The organism is Pseudomonas sp. EMN2 (genome assembly GCF_009650555.1).
In the GTDB taxonomy this organism is placed as follows: Bacteria; Pseudomonadota; Gammaproteobacteria; order Pseudomonadales; family Pseudomonadaceae; genus Aquipseudomonas; species Aquipseudomonas sichuanensis.
On record NZ_VZZR01000100.1, the window covers coordinates 45,891 to 63,364 of the forward strand.

13 protein-coding genes and 1 pseudogene are annotated in these 17,474 nt (G+C 64.1%); all 14 read left to right on the top strand.

The genetic code is table 11. The annotated features are described in order from the left end of the window. The first annotated feature begins 51 nt into the window (after positions 1–51). Positions 52–2,880, top strand: a complete 2,829-nt coding sequence (locus F6X61_RS24280; protein ID WP_153788887.1) for an ATP-binding protein — start codon at positions 52–54, stop codon at positions 2,878–2,880. Continuing rightward, positions 2,867–4,060, top strand: a complete 1,194-nt coding sequence (locus tag F6X61_RS24285; protein WP_153788888.1) for an EAL domain-containing protein — start codon at positions 2,867–2,869, stop codon at positions 4,058–4,060. The genes F6X61_RS24280 and F6X61_RS24285 overlap by 14 nt, the downstream gene beginning before the upstream one ends. Positions 4,061–4,124: 64 nt before the next feature. Further along, positions 4,125–7,349 carry a hybrid sensor histidine kinase/response regulator gene (locus F6X61_RS24290; RefSeq protein WP_153788889.1) on the top strand — a complete coding sequence of 1,075 codons (3,225 nt, stop codon included), beginning with the start codon at positions 4,125–4,127 and terminating at the stop codon, positions 7,347–7,349. A 55-nt stretch (positions 7,350–7,404) separates the two neighbouring features. After that, complete coding sequence (locus F6X61_RS24295; RefSeq protein WP_153788890.1) at positions 7,405–8,052, top strand: response regulator; 648 nt, start codon at positions 7,405–7,407, stop codon at positions 8,050–8,052. 141 nt (positions 8,053–8,193) lie between these two features. Continuing rightward, positions 8,194–8,769, top strand: a complete 576-nt coding sequence (locus F6X61_RS24300; RefSeq protein ID WP_153788891.1) for a fimbrial protein — start codon at positions 8,194–8,196, stop codon at positions 8,767–8,769. Positions 8,770–8,838: 69 nt separating this feature from the next. Further along, positions 8,839–9,546: a molecular chaperone gene (locus F6X61_RS24305; RefSeq protein WP_153788892.1), complete on the top strand. Its 708-nt coding sequence runs from the start codon at positions 8,839–8,841 to the stop codon at positions 9,544–9,546. Between the two features lie 226 nt (positions 9,547–9,772). Continuing rightward, positions 9,773–12,262 (top strand): fimbria/pilus outer membrane usher protein, encoded by a 2,490-nt coding sequence (locus tag F6X61_RS24310; protein WP_256671413.1) that lies wholly within the window; start codon positions 9,773–9,775, stop codon positions 12,260–12,262. Beyond that, a complete protein-coding gene (locus F6X61_RS24315) occupies positions 12,259–13,497 on the top strand; it encodes a molybdopterin-dependent oxidoreductase (protein ID WP_153788894.1) in 1,239 nt (412 codons plus the stop codon). Before F6X61_RS24310 ends, F6X61_RS24315 begins: the two co-directional genes overlap by 4 nt. A 1-nt stretch (position 13,498) precedes the next feature. Next, positions 13,499–13,849 (top strand): hypothetical protein, encoded by a 351-nt coding sequence (locus F6X61_RS24320; protein ID WP_153788895.1) that lies wholly within the window; start codon positions 13,499–13,501, stop codon positions 13,847–13,849. Further along, entirely contained in the window at positions 13,846–14,352 is a 507-nt protein-coding gene (locus F6X61_RS24325; RefSeq protein WP_153788896.1) for a hypothetical protein, read from the top strand. The genes F6X61_RS24320 and F6X61_RS24325 overlap by 4 nt, the downstream gene beginning before the upstream one ends. Next, positions 14,345–15,790 carry a cbb3-type cytochrome c oxidase subunit I gene (locus F6X61_RS24330; protein ID WP_153788897.1) on the top strand — a complete coding sequence of 482 codons (1,446 nt, stop codon included), beginning with the start codon at positions 14,345–14,347 and terminating at the stop codon, positions 15,788–15,790. Before F6X61_RS24325 ends, F6X61_RS24330 begins: the two co-directional genes overlap by 8 nt. 2 nt (positions 15,791–15,792) lie before the next feature. Then, positions 15,793–17,046: a cbb3-type cytochrome c oxidase subunit II gene (locus tag F6X61_RS24335; protein ID WP_153788898.1), complete on the top strand. Its 1,254-nt coding sequence runs from the start codon at positions 15,793–15,795 to the stop codon at positions 17,044–17,046. Between the two features lie 3 nt (positions 17,047–17,049). Then, entirely contained in the window at positions 17,050–17,214 is a 165-nt protein-coding gene (locus F6X61_RS24340; RefSeq protein ID WP_153788899.1) for a hypothetical protein, read from the top strand. 17 nt (positions 17,215–17,231) lie between these two features. Next, a pseudogene (locus tag F6X61_RS24345) lies at positions 17,232–17,474 on the top strand (heme lyase NrfEFG subunit NrfE); the annotation flags it as partial.

The window sequence follows — 17,474 nt, forward strand, 5'->3', positions numbered from 1 at the left end:
TTTGAGAATCGTCTGGTATTTGCGCACCACGCCGCTCTCTAGAATCGGCCCATGCAATTACGTCGATACCTGCTGCACCTGAACCCGGTGTTATCCACCCCCGAAGCTGCCCGCCGGCTGCTTCGGCTATTTGCCGTCGTGCTGGCGATCGGCATCCTCAGTGGCGTGTACAACTTCCTGTTGTCGACCTTCAACAACGAACTCTCACAGCGGCGCGGCTACATGAGCAGCGCGATCGCCGAGGCCCATACCTTCTTCACCAATCGCCAGGCCCTGCTTGAAAGCATGAGCCTTGCCGCCGTTCGCACCCCTGTGCAAACCATGCCCCTTGCATCGACGCCCAAGGACGAGGAAACCCAGTTGCTGCTGGGCAACGACCCCGCTCATACCTGGAACCTCTGGCTCACTCGCCGCCTGGGGGATTACTTGCAGGAAAAGAAAGTCAGCCTGCTTTACGTGAACACAAGCGATACGCCGCCGATCAAACGGCTCTACAACGCCTCGTCGCAACCGCCCGCCCTCCCCGCCGGCATTCTCTATCAGCTCAAGGAACTCGATGCGCGCACCCCGCCGATCAACGAACTGTGGCTGAGCGGCCGGAGCGGGCAGCGTTCGCACCTGTACCTGTTTACCCGCCTCGATGAACACGACGCGCAAGTCGGATGGCTGGGCCTTGAGATGGACACCCGCGAAGTCTCTTCAGCCCTGAGCGACCAAAGTGCCGGCACCTTCATGATGCTGACCGCCGACGGCATGCTGGTGTTCAGCAATGCTCCGGCGCCCGCACCGGACACACAACTCTGTCGCGCCGAACAGGACAGTTTCTTCGGTTTCATTGGTAGCGGCATGCTGCCCGAACGATTGGTGATCCGCAAGAACCTGACCTCCTCGGACTGGCAACTGGTCTATTCAATCGAACTGTCCTCGGTGCTGCAGGACCTGTGGAAGCAACTGCTCGGCGCATCGCTGTTCTGCCTGTTCAGCCTGACCCTGATCCTGCTGCTGACCCGACGCCTGGAACAGCGCCTGGTCCTTCCGGCCATCCAGCGCCTGCAGGCGCTGGTGGAAAGCGAGGCGTTCAGCCGCGACGTGATCCAGACCGCGCCACTGGCCCTGTGCGTGCTGCGGCGCAGCGACGGCAAGGTGATGCTGGAAAACCCGCTGGCCCGACAATGGCTGGGAACAGGCCCTGCGCGTGACCGGCTCGGTGCAGCCTGGGTCCAGCGGGCATTCAGCACGCCCCACGACGAGCGCCACGACCCGGTCGAAACCGTCGAGGGTCGCCATCTGTGTCTCCACCGCGCAACCACTCGCTACAAGGGCGAGGACGTGCTGCTCTGCGCCTTCAGCGACATCAGCGCACGCAAACAGATCGAAGCCACACTGATAGAGGCCCGTCGTTCTGCCGATGCCGCCAACCAGGCCAAGACCCTGTTCCTGGCTACCATGAGCCACGAGATCCGCACACCGCTGCATGGCGTGCTGGGCACCCTCGAGCTGCTGTCGCGCACCCACCTGGACGCCCGGCAGACCGACTACCTGCTGGCACTCGAAGGCGCATCGTCCACCCTGCTGCAACTGATCTGCGATGTACTGGATGTGTCGAAGATCGAGGCCGACCAGCTGACCCTGGAGCTGAGCGAGTTTTCCCCCGTGGACTTGGCCCAGGAGGTCGTGCGCGCCTACAGCGCCGCCGCCCTCGCCAAAGGCCTGCAACTCTATGCCTGCCTCGACGCGCACCTGCCGCCGCGGCTGGTCGGCGATGTGAACCGGATCCGCCAGGTGCTGGGCAACCTGCTGAGCAACGCGCTGAAATTCACCGACGCCGGCCGCGTGGTGCTGCGCGCCCGGGTCCGGCACCAGGAAGGTGAGCGCTCAAGACTGATCTGGCAGGTCAGCGACACCGGCAAGGGCATTGCCAAGGAAGACCAGCGCCTGATCTTCCAGCCGTTCTATCAGGCCCGGGGCAACCAACAGGCAATGGCCGGCACCGGCCTGGGGCTTCCGATTTGCCAGCGCCTCACCCAGTTGATGCACGGCACGCTGCACCTGGTTAGCGAGCGTGGCCTGGGCACCAGTGTCAGCCTCGCTTTGCCCCTGCAGATCGCTGCCGGCGCAGGCCCTGCAGCGCTGCCGTGCAACCTGCTGGCCGAACCTGTCTACCTCGTTTCATCCGTCCGCGAGCTGGCGCTAACCTGGGCCGGCTGGCTGCATCGCTGGGGCGCCCGGCCCCATATCGGCCCACCTCCGGACACCGACACAGCCCACAGCTACCTGTTGCTGGAGCTGCACCCCGGCACCCTGCAACAACGATTGATGGAAAGCTGGAGCGGCCCGCAGGTCCTGGCCAGTGCGGACGGCCGCGGCGAACACCTGCCAGGCACGCAGGTGTGGCACGTCAACCTCAACAACCTTGCCGCCCTGCATGAGGCCGTCAGCCAGGCCCAAGGGCTGCGGCCCCTTCGCGAGGAGCAGGGCAATCAAAGCAGCGAGACCCGCCGACTCAGCCTGCGGGTACTGGTTGCAGAGGACAACGCAATCAACCAGCGCACCCTCAAGGAACAGCTCGAAACTCTCGGTTGCAGCGTGGAAGTCGTGGCCGATGGAGAGCAGGCCTTGCGGCGCTGGCAACCAGGGCGCTTCGACCTGGTGCTGACCGACGTGAACATGCCCGGCCTGAATGGCTACGGACTGGCCAGGGCGCTGCGCCTACGCGACACGTCGGTGCCGATCATCGGCGCCACTGCCAACGCAATGCGTGGCGAACAGGCGCTGTGCCTGGCAGCCGGAATGAACCACTGCCTGGTCAAACCCTTCACCTTGCAGGCGCTCTACAACTGCCTCAAGCACTACCCAGGAACCCGCCGTGAAGCCCTATAGCATCCTGATCGTCGAAGACCACCCCTTCCAGCGTCAGTACCTGCACCACCTGTTCAGCGAACTGGGTCACTTCCACCTGGACACCGCCAAGGATGGCAACGAAGCCATGGAACGCCTGCACGACGGTGAATTCAACCTGGTGCTGACCGACCTGCTGATGCCCGCAATGGACGGCGTGCAATTCATCCAGCAACTGGCGACGCTTCACTACAAGCCGGACCTGGCGATCATGACCACCGCTTCCCGTCGCCTGCTGACGGCGGCGAGCCTGGTGGCGAAGAATCTCGGCATCCGAGTGGTCGGGCTGATCAGCAAACCGGTGACACCCTCCGCCCTGCGCGCCCTGACCGCACAGCTGCGCCCGGCCAGGCCCAACGAGCCTGCCCAACGCCCGACACAGACCGAGTTTGACCGGCCGTCATTCATTCGCGCGCTGGATGCGCAAGCTTTGCAAGCCTGGTTCCAGCCCAGGATCTCAGTGCAGGACGGCCGCATCGTCGCCGCCGAAGCGCTTGTGCGCTGGGTGCATCCGGAGCAGGGCACGTTGTTGCCCGGTGCATTCCTTCCGGCGCTCGAAGCCTGCGGGCTGGAAGAGCGCCTGCTGTGGGAAATGCTCGAACAGGCCATGGCCGCCCAGGCGCGCTGGCGGGCCCAGGGCCACGACGTTCCGGTCTCGATCAACCTGCCCACCCACCTGCTCGACGACACCGACCTGGCCGACCGGCTGCTGCAGTTCGTGCTACACCACCGAGGAAAGCCCGGCGCGTTGTGCTTCGAACTGCTGGAGTCGTCCCGGCCGCTGAAGCCCGGCAACTACTACGCCGGCGCCTGCCGCTTGCGCATGAAGGGCTTTGCCCTGGCCCAGGACGACTTCGGCCAAGGCTACAGTTCCTACCTCAACCTGGTGTCGACGCCGTTCAGCGAACTGAAGATCGACCGCGCACTGGTGCAGGGCAGCCAGGACAACGAATACATGGCCTCGGCGCTGAACAGCCTGATCGCCTTGGGCCGCAGGCTGGGCCTTACCGTGGTGGCCGAAGGGGTGGAGACCACGGCCCAGCTGGAGGCACTGCACAAGGCCGGCTGCCAGCAAGCCCAGGGTTTCCTGATTTCCCGCGCCCTGCCGGTGGATCAGTTCGAACAGCTGCTGGCGCGAAACAGGCCGGCCAATCTCCCTTGAAACCGCCCACAGCGGTAGGATGGATGCCCGATTTCACTCCTTCAACGCGCGACGAGCCGTTCCCATGAAACCCAACAAAGACCACCTGGAAACGCTTGCACGCAGCTCTTCGCGCCTGAACAAGAGCTTGACGCTGCTGGTGGCGATGGCCGTGATGCTACTGGGCCTGAGCGCCTGGTCGTTGCAGCGGCTGGTCGAGGAGACCCAGGGCACCGTGCGCCTGCACTTCGCCCGCCTGATGGATAACCTCAAGGAACAGGAAGACTTCCTCCAGGCCCTGGCCCGTCACAGTGTCCAGGGCGACCTGCTTGGGGACGGAAGCCACCGGGTGCGGGTGATTACCCCCTTGCCTGAAGAGGGACCGAACATCTACCAAGGCAAGGCGTTTTCCTTCTCGATGCCGTTCAGCGCCAAGCTTGCGCCAAGCGCCATGGCCTCGGGCGAGTTACCGGCGGTACTTGGCCTGGGCGCCAACCTCGCCGACTTCTACAGCACCTTCTGGGCGGGTTCCTACTATCGCTCGCCGCAAGTGTTCGTGTTCAACGTCCAGGGCCACTACGACATCACCGTACCTTCGGCGGGGCGCGGGCGTGGCAAGGTGATGAGCACCCAGGAGCCCTTCATCGACGTGTTCAACACCGTGCTCGCTCGGCGGCCAAAAAGCGACGAACAGCCGGCCGGTAACGGTATCCACTGGAAGAGTTACCTCGAACAACCGCGAGCCGCGGGACCTGCGCGACTGCTGGCCTACGTCAATCTCGATCTCAAGCCGGAGCAATTGTCGATCAAGGGCGCTGGTCCCCAGGTCACCCTCGCCCTGCTGCTGGACCTGGCACAGCTCAACGAATTCGAACGGGTACTGGATTGGTCCATCTATGACCGTTTCAGCCTGGTGGCCCCCACCGGCGATGTGCTGATCGGTGCCCGCGACCCGGCGTCGCCCCTGCACAACGGTTTGAACCTGCGCAGCGCAGGCCTGGTATTCAAGTTGGAGAACGCCGCCGGTCAGGGGTGGGCCGCTATCTACACCATCGGCTACGCGCATTTCTTCCGCGCGGCGCTGTGGCCATTGAGCGGCCTTGCGGCGACCTTCCTGGCCCTGCTGGGCCTGAGCGGGTTGGCCAACCGCTGGTACCGCAAAAACGTCATCCAGCCGGCACGCCAGGCCCACGAAAACATCGCCGAGAGCATCGCCTTCAGCCGCGTGCTGATCGATACCGCGCCCACCGGCTTGTGTGTCGTCAACCCGGCAGACAACCAGGTGCTCATGGAGAACCAGCGCGCCCGGCAATGGCCTGGCACAGCGCAACTGGTCAGCGCACTGCAGACACGCGACCACGGCGCCACCGAACTGCCACTGAAGATCGACGGTCGCCACCTTGAAGTGAACCTCGTCACGACCCGCTACCAGGGCCAGGACGTGCGCCTGTATGCGTTCAACGACGTCACCCGTCATGTCGAGGATGCCCACGCCCTGGAGCGGGCCATGCGCGCCGCCGACGCCGCCAGCGAGGCCAAGACCCTGTTCCTGGCGACCATGAGCCACGAGATACGCACACCGTTGTACGGCGTGCTCGGCACCCTCGAACTGCTCGGGCTGACTCCGCTGGCGCCTCGCCAGCAGGCGTACCTGCAAACCATCCAGCGCTCTTCCGCCACGTTGTTCCAGCTGATCAGCGATGTGCTCGACGTGTCGAAGATCGAATCCGGCCAGTTGAACATCGAACCCGTGGCCTTCGCACCGCTGGAGATGATCGAGGACACCCTGCGCACTTACGCGGCCTTCGCCCAAGGCAAGGGGCTGCAGTTGTACGGGTGCACCGATGTCACTCTGCCCGGACTACTGATGGGCGACCCCCTGCGGATCCGCCAGATCCTCAACAACCTGGTGAGCAATGCCATCAAGTTCACCGATGCCGGGCGGGTGGTGCTGCGTACCCGGGTGCTGTCGGCCAGCGCCGATGAAGTCAGCCTGGAGTGGCAGGTGACCGATACCGGCATCGGCATCGGCCAAGCCGAACAGGCCAGGCTGTTCGAAGTGTTCTACCAGGCCCGCGAAGCCTCCAGCGCAGGGGGCGCGGGCCTGGGGCTGCCGATTTGCGGATGGCTCAGCGAAATGATGGGCGGGCGGGTCAGCGTCGTCAGCGAGACGGGCCTGGGCAGCAGCTTTTCCCTGCACCTGAGTTTGCCTGTACTGCCGTCGGACAGCACCGCCAGAAAGCCCGTCGACCCGTCCCTGGCGCCCATTCTGGTTCAGGCACCGGTGCCGGAACTGGCACACAGTCACTGCGACTGGCTCAACCGCCTGGGTATTCCGGCCAGCGTGGCGACGCTGCCGCTGGAGCAGCCACCGGCCGACGCCCTACTGGTGGACCTGTTGCCCGCCGAGGGCGCGGCGCACTGGCCTGGCCCCCTGGTCCGCTGCACCGGCGGCGGCCCGAGCCCGGCCCAGCCGGTGGAGGGCGGCTGGGAAGTCAATGCGCATGACCTGCGGGCCATCGCCCAGGCCATCCTGCTGGCACGCACAGCGCAACCCGAAACCACCCGCCCCCCCCAGCCCCCGCGCAGCCCGGTGCCGGGCCTGCACGTCCTGGTCGCCGAAGACAACCCGGTCAACCAGGCCATCCTCAAGGAGCAACTGGAGGCGCTGGGGTGCAGCGCGGTAGTCGCCGCCAACGGCGAACTGGCCTTGCACCTGTGGCAACCGGCGGAATTCGACCTGGTGCTGACCGACGTCAACATGCCGGTCATGGACGGCTATGAACTGGCCATGGCCCTGCGAGAACAGGACGCCGGGTTACCGATCATCGGCATCACCGCGAACGCCATGCGCGAGGAAGGCATACGCTGCATGGCCGCCGGGATGAATGCCTGGCTGGTAAAGCCCCTGAGCCTGCAAACCTTGCGCGAGCAACTGGCCAGGTTGTGCAATCTGTCGCAGCAGGACACAAACCCGCCACCTCTTCCAGACATCCCGAAAGCAACAGTGATGTCGGAACATGCCGACAGCATCAGCCTGTCACCGGTGATGAGGCCGCTGTTCATCAGCAGCCTGCAGGAGGACCTGCAGCGAGTCGACGATGCCCTCGCACAAGGCGACCCCAAGCTGCTCGGCGCGCGGTTGCACAGCGTGGCCGGCGCCCTGGGCGCCGTCCAGGCCATCGACTTGTCCGAACACTGCGCGTTGCTGGAGACCGAACTGTCTCGCGCCGGTCTGAACTCGGCGCTGGAACTCAAGGTACGCGGGGTGATGGAGAGGATGACGGCAATCCTCAAGGCCCTGGCTTAGAATCAACATGCTCCCGCCCAACCCATCCCATGTGTCGGTATCACGGAATGTTCCCATGAAAAAACTCAAGGTCATCATTGCCGACGATCACCCCATCGTACTGCTGGGCGTACGCGAGCTCGTCGAGCGCGACCCCCGCTTTTGCGTGGTCGGAGAAGCCGTGTGTTCCAGCGGCCTGATCGATTTGCTGGACCAGCAGCCCGTCGACCTCGTCATCACCGACTACAACATGCCCACCGACTCGCCCTATGGCGACGGGCTCAAGCTGGTCGACTACCTCAAGCGACATTACCCCAGGGTCAAGGTGTTGATCCTGACGATGATCTCCAACCCGCTGATCCTGACGCACCTGCATGAGCTGGGTGTGGTGGGTGTAGTTCGCAAGAGCCAGGTGAAAACGGAAATTGAACGCGCCTTGAACACGGTTGTACAAGGCAAGGTCTACGAACATCCCAACCCGATTAAACATTCGGTGGTAAATACCAATACGGCGCTGGATGAACGCTTGCAAAGTTTGTCGCCAAAGGAATTTGAAATACTGCGGCTTTTCGTTTCCGGCGCCAGCGTCAGTGATATCGCGCAAAGCCAGAACAGAAGTGTTAAAACCATCAGCGGACAAAAAATATCCGCCATGCGCAAACTTGAAGTAACCAGCGACCAAGACTTGCTCAACTACTGTCGAGACCGCAGCATATTCAACTGATGCCACAGCGGCATATCAGCCCTGGCCAATAAGAATCGTCTGATTCAAACGCCACGCCCACCCCCTTATCTTGGCTTGGCATTTTGTCGGACTTCTTATGAACCAACATAGGGTAATACTGTGAAAAAAACTGCACTCGCAATGGCGCTGATTGTTTCGATCGGGCATGCATTCGCAGAAGAACCGCCACCCGCTCCAAAACCTGTTCAAGGTGGCAGTGGCAAGATCAGCTTCACCGGCACCATCAACAATGACGCCTGCACCATCGACGGTTCCGACAAGGATCGGATTATCGCCATGGACATGGGCGACATCGCAATCAAGGACATGGGCACTGCCGAAAACCCGACCTCGGGACGTGTCAGCGGCCAGGACTTCAACCTGAACGTCAACTGCAACACCGGCACCAAGGTCGCCATGGTCTTCGACGCCAACAGCGGTGGCTCCGGCCTGGTACCCGGCAAGAAAGTGCTGGCGCTCAATAGCGGCAACGGCACCGCCACCAACGTCGGTATCGCCCTGCTTGACGCCAACGGCGCGCTCATCGACCTGAGTTCCAAGTCCACCGCCAGGCTGGAAAGCGCCATGAAGAAAGTCGGCGACGGCGGCGAAACCACCCTCAGTTTCTCCGCCGCCTACGTCACCACCGGTGCCGAAGGCACCGCCACGGCCGGTCGCGGCGACGCCACCTTGCCGTTCATCCTCGAATACGAGTAAGTCTTCAGAGGGTCCATCCCGCGCAAGGCCTTCGGGCCTTGCCCTTCGCTTTCTTTCAAGGGCATTCGCATGTTGCGTCGTTCCATTCCCGCCTGCCTGGGGTTACTGGGCATGCTGCTGGCTGCCCAGGCCAGCGCCAGCATTTCCCTGAGTGCGACACGGGTCGTTTTCGACGGAACCCATAAGGAGGCCAACGTCACGGTGCGCAATGGCAGCCAGGACGTACTGGTGCAGTCGTGGATCGACAGTGGCGAGGGCACTACACAAGCCGCCCCGTTTGCCGTCACACCACCACTGGCCAAGGTCTTGCCCAAGGAGCAGCAACTATTGCGCATCCTGTACGAAGGCAAGGGCCTGCCTACGGACAAAGAGTCGGTGGTCTGGCTGAACGTGCAGGAGATCCCGCAGGCGAGTGCCGCGGCCAATACCTTGCAACTGGCCGTGCGCCAGCGCATCAAGGTGTTCTTCCGCCCCGCGCAGTTGCAAGGCGACCCGTTGGCGGCGCCATCGCAATTGCAGTGGCGCTGGTCCCAGGAAGGCGCCGGGGGTGTATTGACAGTCCGCAACCCCAGCCTGTTTCACGTTTCGATGGGCGATGTAACGCTCAAGGCCGGTGGGCAGAAAACACTGGCAGCCGACTCGAGCATGATCGCACCGGGCGAAACCAAAGTGTTCAAGGTCAAGCAGTTCGACGGCACCTCTTCAGTGCAACTGACCTTCGACAGCATCAATGATTACGGCGCACAAAACCAGCACCAAGTAACAGTGGGCCGTTGACACAACAGCGAAACCCCGCCAAGACCGAACACGCACCTGACACTAACTAGCAGATTGATAACCATGGCACTTCCTGGCAAGTGTTCATGCTATAGGCCTTTACATGCCGTTCACTTTCAATAGCCCTGTAAAAGAGGCGCGCACGCACCTGCCTGTTCGCTATACCGGCTTGTTGCAACTGAATGCACTGTACATGGCCATACTCGCTGCGCCGGCAAGTTTATCCATGGCCGCGGAAAAACCAATACCGGTCGCCTTCAACACCCACTTTATGCAAGGTGTGCGCGGCGATGTGGATGTGCAACTTCTGCTCGCCGAAAACAGTGTCCTGCCCGGCACCTACCGGGTCGACCTGTACAGCAATGACGCGCTGATCGGCCGCCGTGACATTACCTTCAGCCAGAACCCGTCCACCGGGCGGGTCGACCCTTGCCTGAGCCTGGAGTTGCTCACGCAACTGGGCATCGACATGGGCAAGTTGCGCGCGCAGGGCAAGCTCGACCCCGAGGCGCCCCAGGCATGCTACGACCTCGGCGCCCTCATCGACCAGGCCAGCGTGCGCTACGACGCCGCGCGCCTGCGGCTGAAGGCGAGCGTGCCGCAAGTGGCGATGCAGCGCGGGATGCGTGGCTACGTGGACCCGCAACTCTGGGATGCGGGCGTGCCTGCGGCGTTCATCAACTACCAGCTCAACGACAGCCGCAACGCCAGCAATGGCTACACCCGCTACAACAACAACCTCGGTTTGCGCAACGGCATCAACCTGGGCGGCTGGCGGTTGCGCAACGAGTCCAACCTCAGCAACGGTACTGGCCGGCCGAGCACCTTCAAGAGCAACCGCAGCTTCCTGCAGCACGATGTCACCCCGCTCAAGGGGCAGTTCAGCGCCGGTGACATCTTCACCGACAGCGACCTGTTCGACAGCGTGCGCTATCGCGGCCTGAAACTGGCTTCCGACGAGGGTATGCGGGCGGACAGCGAGCGTGGCTACGCGCCCGTCATTCGCGGCGTGGCGCAATCCAATGCGACCGTGGAGGTGCGCCAGAACGACTACCTGCTCTACTCCACCACCGTGGCGCCAGGCCCGTTCGAGATCAGCGACATCTACCCCAGCGGCTCCAACGGTGACCTGCAGATCACCATCATCGAAGCCGATGGCCAGCGCCGGGTAAGCAGGCAGGCGTTCTCCAGCCTGCCGATCATGGTCCGCGAGGGCCAGTTGAAATACAGCCTCTCGGCGGGTCGCTACAGCAGCAACACCGAGGGCCTGGCCGAACCGCAGATGCTCAGCGCCACACTGGCCTACGGCCTGGGCAGCAATCTGACCGGCATTCTCGGCCTGCAGACCAGCGACGATTACAAGGCGATGGCCGTGGGCTTCGGTCGCAATACCCTGATTGGTGCGGTTTCGCTCGACGTCACCCATTCCTCCAGCCAGATCCAGGGCCAGACCACCCAGGGTGATAGCGTGCGCGCCCTGTATGCCAAGACCTTCAGCGGCACTGACACCAGCTTCACCCTGGCGGCCCACCGCTACTCCACCGAAGGCTACCGCACCCTGACCGATCACGTTCAGGACCAGAGCGAAGGCCTGACCCGGCGCACGGGCTACTCCAAGACCCGCACCGATCTCACCATTTACCAGAGCCTGGGCCGCGATCGCGGCTGGGGCAGCCTCTACCTCAACGCGAGCGACCAGCGTTACTGGCGCCAGGGCGGCAACCGCAGCTTTTCCGCCGGTTATGCCAACAGCTGGGGGGATGTCAGCTACAGCCTGGACGTTACCCGCAGCGAAGACTTCAACTACAGCGGCATGCCGAGCAAGGACACCCAGTTCAACCTGTCCGTGTCGTTCCCGCTCGGCAGCCAGGCACGGGCACCCCGTGCGTTTGTCACCACCAACACAAACAAGGACAGCGACAGCACGCAGGTGGGCATCAATGGCTACATTTCGCCCACCAGCGACACCTCGTATTCGATCCAGGCCGGCAACAGCAGCACCAGTGGCAGCTCGGGCTCGGCCAACCTCAGTTTCCGCACCGCTGTGGCGGACATCAACCTGGGCTACAGCCTGGGCCGCGACTACGACACGCAGAATCTGAACGTTGCAGGTTCGGTGGTGGCGCACGCAGGCGGGATCAACCTCGGCCAGCCCGTGGGCGAGACCTTTGCCCTGGCCGAGGTGCCGGGTGTCAGCGGCGCGCGGATCAGCAGCTACAGCGGCGTGGAGACCGGACGCAACGGTTTCGCGGTGATTCCCAACGCGCAGCCCTACCGCATCAACTGGATCAGCCTGGACACCCGCGAGCTGGGGGGCGATATCGAAATCGACAACGCCACCCAGCAACTGGTGCCCCGTCGCGGCGCCGTCGTACTGGCCCGCTACAGCGCCAAGAGCGGGCGCCGGGTGGAGTTCGAGCTGTTCGATGCACAGCACAACCCCATCCCCTTCGGCGCGGCCGTGGAAGACGCCAGCGGCAAGCAACTGGCCATTTCCGACCCCAATGGCAAAGCCCTGACGCTGCTCGAGAAAACCCAGGGCACCTTGTCAATCAAGTGGGGCAAGCAGCAGTGCTCGGCCACCTACTCCCTGCCCGAGGCCGACCCGGCCCTGAACTACGAGCGTTATCGATTGGTGTGCACGCCCGAGGCCAACCCCGCGGTCCAGCCCCTTGCGCAGCTCACAGAAAACCCACCACGAGGTGATGAAAAATGAACGGTAATGACAACTTCTGGAAGCTGAACCGTCGCCGGCTGCTGGGGCTGACGTCCACGGTGAGCCTGGCAAGCCTGTTGCCGCGTACTTCGTTCGCCGGCAGCGACCTGATCGCTGCCTCGCTGAGCGAAACGACGTCGACCGACCGGCGCCTGGTGCGCCTGCCGGAAAAAGCCAGCCTCATCCAGCTGGCCGACCGCCCGCCGCAACTGGAAACCCCGCTGCACTACTTCCGCCAAGACCTCACGCCCAACGAAGCGTTCTTCGTGCGCTGGCACTTGTCCGGTTACCCGACCTACGTCGATACCCGCACCTTCCGCCTGCGCCTCGATGGCCAGGTTGCACGCCCCCAGGCCTTTTCCCTGCAGGACCTGGTCAATGAGTTCGAGCCGGTGACCCTGGTCGCCATGAACCAGTGCTCGGGCAATGGCCGCAGCTTTTTCACCGGCCCCACCCCTGCCGGCTTGCAATGGCAATTCGGCGGCATGGGCAACGCCCAGTGGACGGGCGTTCGCCTGAAGGACCTGCTTGACCGCGCCGGGGCCAAGGCCGGTGCGGTGGAAGTGGCCTTCTCGGGCCTGGACGAATCGCCGATGCCGGGCCTGCCGAAGATCGTCAAGTCGCTGAAGTTCGACCACGCCAATGCCGGCGACGTCATGGTCGCCTATGCGATGAACGGGGCGGCGTTGCCCATGCTCAACGGCTTCCCGCTGCGCCTTGTGGTGCCGGGCTGGTACGCCACCTACTGGATCAAGTCCCTGGCGCACATCGAGGTGCTGGACACGCGCCTGAGCAACATCTGGATGGACGAGGCCTACCGCATTCCCGACAACCCCGAGATCACCGAGGAGCCCGGCAAGCTTGCGCCAAGGACAGTACCGATCAACCGCTTCGCCACCCACTCGATCTTCGTTCGGCCAGAGCCCGAGGAGGCCCTGCTAGCCAACCACCCCTACATGCTCGAAGGCCTGGCCAACGACGGCGGCGACGGAATCGCGCGGGTCGAGGTGTCCGTGGACGGTGGCCGCAGTTGGACCGACGCGCAACTCGACCCGGAAATCGGCCGGTTCTCGTGGAGGCGCTGGCGCTTGCCCTGGACCCCCACCCAGAAGGGTCGCTACACACTCAAGGTACGCGCCACCAACCGTGCCGGCGAAGGGCAGCTGACCAGCCAGTGGAACCGCGGCGGGCTGGCCCGCCGGGTGATCGAGCACACCACGGGCATGGTGATCTGATATGAACAGCACTTCGCGTTTCTCACTTCTGCTCTGCGCCCTTGCACTCACCACCACGGCGGCCTGGGGGAAAGACGGCGCACCCATCGATTTCGGCCCACCCGTGCACACGGTCACGGTACCCGCCGATGAGCCCTACCTGCCCGAGGGCCCTGGCCGCAACCAGTTCATGGGCTTCTGCACCATGTGCCACTCCCCCCGTTTCATCACCCACCAGCCGCCGTTCACCCGGGCGACCTGGACAGCCGAGGTGGCCAAGATGCGCGGCGAGTACGGTGCGCCGATTCCGGAGGCGGCCGTGGAGCCAATCATCGACTACCTGATGTTCTTCAATGGCAAGGAAACACCATGAGCGACCCCACTCCCGATACCTCGAACCATGGTGTCTCCCGCGCCGCGCTCGGCATGACGATCGGCGTGCTGGCACTGGGCACGCTGATCAGCTGGACGGTCATCCGCACCCAGGCCACGGCGGACATCACCCGCCGTGGCGACACGCCGCCCGCGCAAATCACTGCCGTGGTCGACACCGCGCAGGCTGCGGCGCTGATCGATACCGGCGCCGTGGTGATCCAGCAGCAGTGCGCGGGTTGCCACGACCTGACCCAGCGCCTCGTCGCCCCGTCGTGGACCGCCATTGGCGAGCGTTACAAGTCGGTCATCGGCACCCAGCCGCTGAATGCCGATGCGCTGGCGGTGCTGATCGCCGCCCTCGCCCACCCCAACCCCGGTTGGGACGGCTACGCCCCGGGCCCGACGAACATTCGGCTCAGTGAAGAGGAAGCCGCCGGAGCTGCGGCCTGGGTACTCGAACGCTCCCTCCCGCCTGCAACCAAGGAATCGAACAATGAATAACCCGGCTGCGGGTACAACCCCCTCCGCTCCACTTGCGCCCCTTGTACGCATCGACTACGACCTGATCAGGGCCCATGCCCTGGCTGCGGTCATCACTCTGTTCCTGTCCGGTGTGGCGGGGCTGCTGGTGGCGTTGAAACTGAACCTGCCCGACCTGCTGGGCAGCCAGGCAGCGCTGACCTGGGGCCGCCTGCGCTACGACCACACCCAGGGCATCTTCTTCGGCTGGCTGGGCAACGCCTTTCTCGCCTGTTGCTACCACATGGTGCCGCGCCTGGCCGATCGCCCGGTGCTCAGCCGAAAACTGGGCTGGGCGATCTTCTTCCTGTGGAACCTGGGCGTGCTGCTGCCCGGCTGGGTGCTGGTATCCCTGGGCCTGGACAACCCGTGGCTGGCCATCCAGTCGATCGAATGGGCCGAGTTCCCGATGGCCATCGACCTGCTGGTGCTGGTCGGCCTGCTGCTGGTCTGCGCCCAGTTCGCCGGACCGTTCCTGCTCAAGCGCCAACAGGGCGGCCTGTACATTTCCGCCTGGTACCTGATTGGCGGCGCGGTCTTCAGCCTGCTGGCCTACCCGGTCGGCAACTTCGTCCCGGTGTTTTTGCCGGGCGCACAAGGCGCGGCCTTTAGCGGCTTGTGGATTCACGACGCCGTCGGGCTGTTCGTTACCCCCTTCGTGCTGGCGATCGCGTACTACATCATCCCGGCCGCCACCAACCGGCCCATCTACAGCCACTTCCTGTCGATGATCGGCTTCTGGTTCCTGTTCTTCTTCTATCCCCTCAACGGCACCCACCACTACGTGTACTCGGCCATTCCGATGGACGCGCAGAAGGCCGCGATCATCGCCTCGGTGTACCTGGGCATGGACGTGATCCTGGTGGTGTTCAACCAGCTCATGTCGTTGCGTGGACAGTCGGCGACCGTTGCCAGCGACGTGCCGCTGCGGTTCGTCTGGACCGGCATCGTGATGTACCTGATCGTCAGTCTGCAAGGCGCGTTGCAGTCGCTGATGCCGGTGAACAAGCTCACTCACTTCAGCGACTGGGTGATCGCCCACTCCCACCTGGCCATGCTCGGCTTCGCCACCTTTGTCGCCGCCGGCGGCATCGCCCATGCCTGGCAACGCATGCCGAATGCCCGCTACAACGCTGCGGCCGTGAACTGGGCCTATTGGTTGATCACCACGGGCCTGTTGCTGATGTTCATCACCTTGACCGCCGGTGGCCTGGTGCAGGCACACCTCTGGCAAAGCCCGGCGCCGTGGATGGATTCGGTGCGCGCTTCGCTGACCTACTGGTGGATCCGCGACCTGAGCGGCGTGCCACTGCTGCTGGGCTTCATCGCGTTCTACCTGGGCCTGACCACTGGCCCGCTCAATAAAGTGCCGGCAGCCCAGGCGGCGGCCGCCACCCAACCTGCCTTCGCTGGAGCCTAACGATGCAAACGATCGTCAAACATCGTCTGTTCAACAGCGCGTACCTCATCATCTTCGTCGCCGGCATCGGTTTCTTCCTGCTGTCGTTCATGCTGCTGGGCATCCTGCCGGGCAAGGAACTGCAGAAGAACATCGATGCCCGCGCCCCGGCCAACATGCCCGACTACACCGCCCAGGAAGAGCGCGGCCGTGCGGTATACGGCCGCGAGGGCTGTGGCTACTGCCATACCCAGCAGGTGCGCTTCATCGACCAGGACGTCGCGCGCTGGGGTATGCCCACCGAGGCCTGGGAGACCAAGTTCGATTACCCGCAACTCTGGGGTACCCGCCGTATCGGCCCGGACCTGGCCCGTGAAACCGGCGTGCGCACCAACGACTGGCAACTGACCCATCTGTACAACCCGCGCTACACGGTGAGTGACTCGGTGATGCCGGGGTATCCATGGCTGTTCGAAGGCGCTGCCGACAAGCCGACGTCGGAGGGCATGGACCTGGTGGCCTACCTGCAAACGCTCGGCAGGGCGCGGAAGGTGTCGGGGTACGATGATCAAGGCGGCGTCGAGCAGCCCGCAAGTGGCAGCACGATGCCCGAAGGCACGGATGCCGCGCTCGACCCCCGCCAGAGCCCGATCGCCGCGACGCCTCAGCTGGACGGCCCGGTGCCCGGGCTGGTCATGCCGCAAAACAGCCGTGACCTGGCGCTTGCCCTGCGCCGGGGCCCCGCCGCGTATGCCCTGAACTGCGCGAGCTGCCACGGCGCACAGGGGGCCGGTGATGGCCCGGCGGCGGCGTCGCTGCTGCCACGTCCGGCCAACCTGCGCGACGCGGCCTTCACCACGGAGCGGCTGGCGGATGTGCTGTGGAATGGCCGGCCCGCGACCTCCATGCCCGCCTGGCGTGACCTGGACAGTTCGACCCTGGCGGCACTGGCCGTCTACGTGCAAAGCCTGCACGTGCCGAAGATCGCACCGGCCGCACCAGCCGAGGTGGCATTGGGCAAGTCGCTGTTCGAGAGCAACTGCGCCAGTTGCCATGGCATTGGCGGCAAAGGCGATGGCCCGGCTGCCAGGGGCCTGTCACCGCGCCCCACCAACTTCCAGGCCAAGCAAGGCAACCCGGACTACCTGCTGAACATCCTGCGCAACGGAGTCCCCGGCACGGCCATGCCGCCCTGGAAGCTGATGTTTTCCGATGAGCAGCAAAGTGCCGTGGTGGCCTACCTGCGCTCCCTCTACCAACCTTCGGAAAAGGAATAACCCATGTTCGCCGCAATGGTTATCGCCATGACCCTCATGGTGTCCGCATTCATCCTTGCCTGGTGGTTCAGCCCCGAGCTGCAACGCTGGAGCGAAGCGCCGAAGTACACCATGCTCGAGCGTGAGCAGCGCTACAGCGCTGCTGCGAAGGCAGCGGAGCACCCGTGAGCAACTTCGCCGCCCTGGTGATCCCGGAACTGGGCCAGCTGTCGATGACCCTGGCCATCTGCTTCGCCTGTGCGCAGGCCAGCGTGCCGCTGCTCGGCGCCTGGCGCGGCGACAGCCTGTGGATGAGCCTGGCGCGCCCGGCGGCCTGGGGGCAGTTTGCCTTCCTCGCCTTTGCCTTCACATGCCTGACCCACGCCTTCATGACCGACAACTTCTCGGTCGCCTATGTGGCCAGCAACTCCAACAGCGCCTTGCCCTGG

Excerpts from the sequence above, each read along its gene's own strand:
- F6X61_RS24295 (WP_153788890.1), top strand. The coding sequence starts at position 7,405 with ATGAAAAAACTCAAGGTCATCATTGCCGACGATCACCCCATCGTACTG.
- F6X61_RS24310 (WP_256671413.1), top strand. The coding sequence starts at position 9,773 with ATGGCCGCGGAAAAACCAATACCGGTCGCCTTCAACACCCACTTTATG.
- F6X61_RS24320 (WP_153788895.1), top strand. The coding sequence starts at position 13,499 with ATGAACAGCACTTCGCGTTTCTCACTTCTGCTCTGCGCCCTTGCACTC.
- F6X61_RS24325 (WP_153788896.1), top strand. The coding sequence starts at position 13,846 with ATGAGCGACCCCACTCCCGATACCTCGAACCATGGTGTCTCCCGCGCC.
- F6X61_RS24340 (WP_153788899.1), top strand. The coding sequence starts at position 17,050 with ATGTTCGCCGCAATGGTTATCGCCATGACCCTCATGGTGTCCGCATTC.
- F6X61_RS24305 (WP_153788892.1), top strand. The coding sequence starts at position 8,839 with ATGTTGCGTCGTTCCATTCCCGCCTGCCTGGGGTTACTGGGCATGCTG.
- F6X61_RS24335 (WP_153788898.1), top strand. The coding sequence starts at position 15,793 with ATGCAAACGATCGTCAAACATCGTCTGTTCAACAGCGCGTACCTCATC.
- F6X61_RS24330 (WP_153788897.1), top strand. The coding sequence starts at position 14,345 with ATGAATAACCCGGCTGCGGGTACAACCCCCTCCGCTCCACTTGCGCCC.
- F6X61_RS24290 (WP_153788889.1), top strand. The coding sequence starts at position 4,125 with ATGAAACCCAACAAAGACCACCTGGAAACGCTTGCACGCAGCTCTTCG.
- F6X61_RS24300 (WP_153788891.1), top strand. The coding sequence starts at position 8,194 with ATGGCGCTGATTGTTTCGATCGGGCATGCATTCGCAGAAGAACCGCCA.
- F6X61_RS24315 (WP_153788894.1), top strand. The coding sequence starts at position 12,259 with ATGAACGGTAATGACAACTTCTGGAAGCTGAACCGTCGCCGGCTGCTG.
- F6X61_RS24280 (WP_153788887.1), top strand. The coding sequence starts at position 52 with ATGCAATTACGTCGATACCTGCTGCACCTGAACCCGGTGTTATCCACC.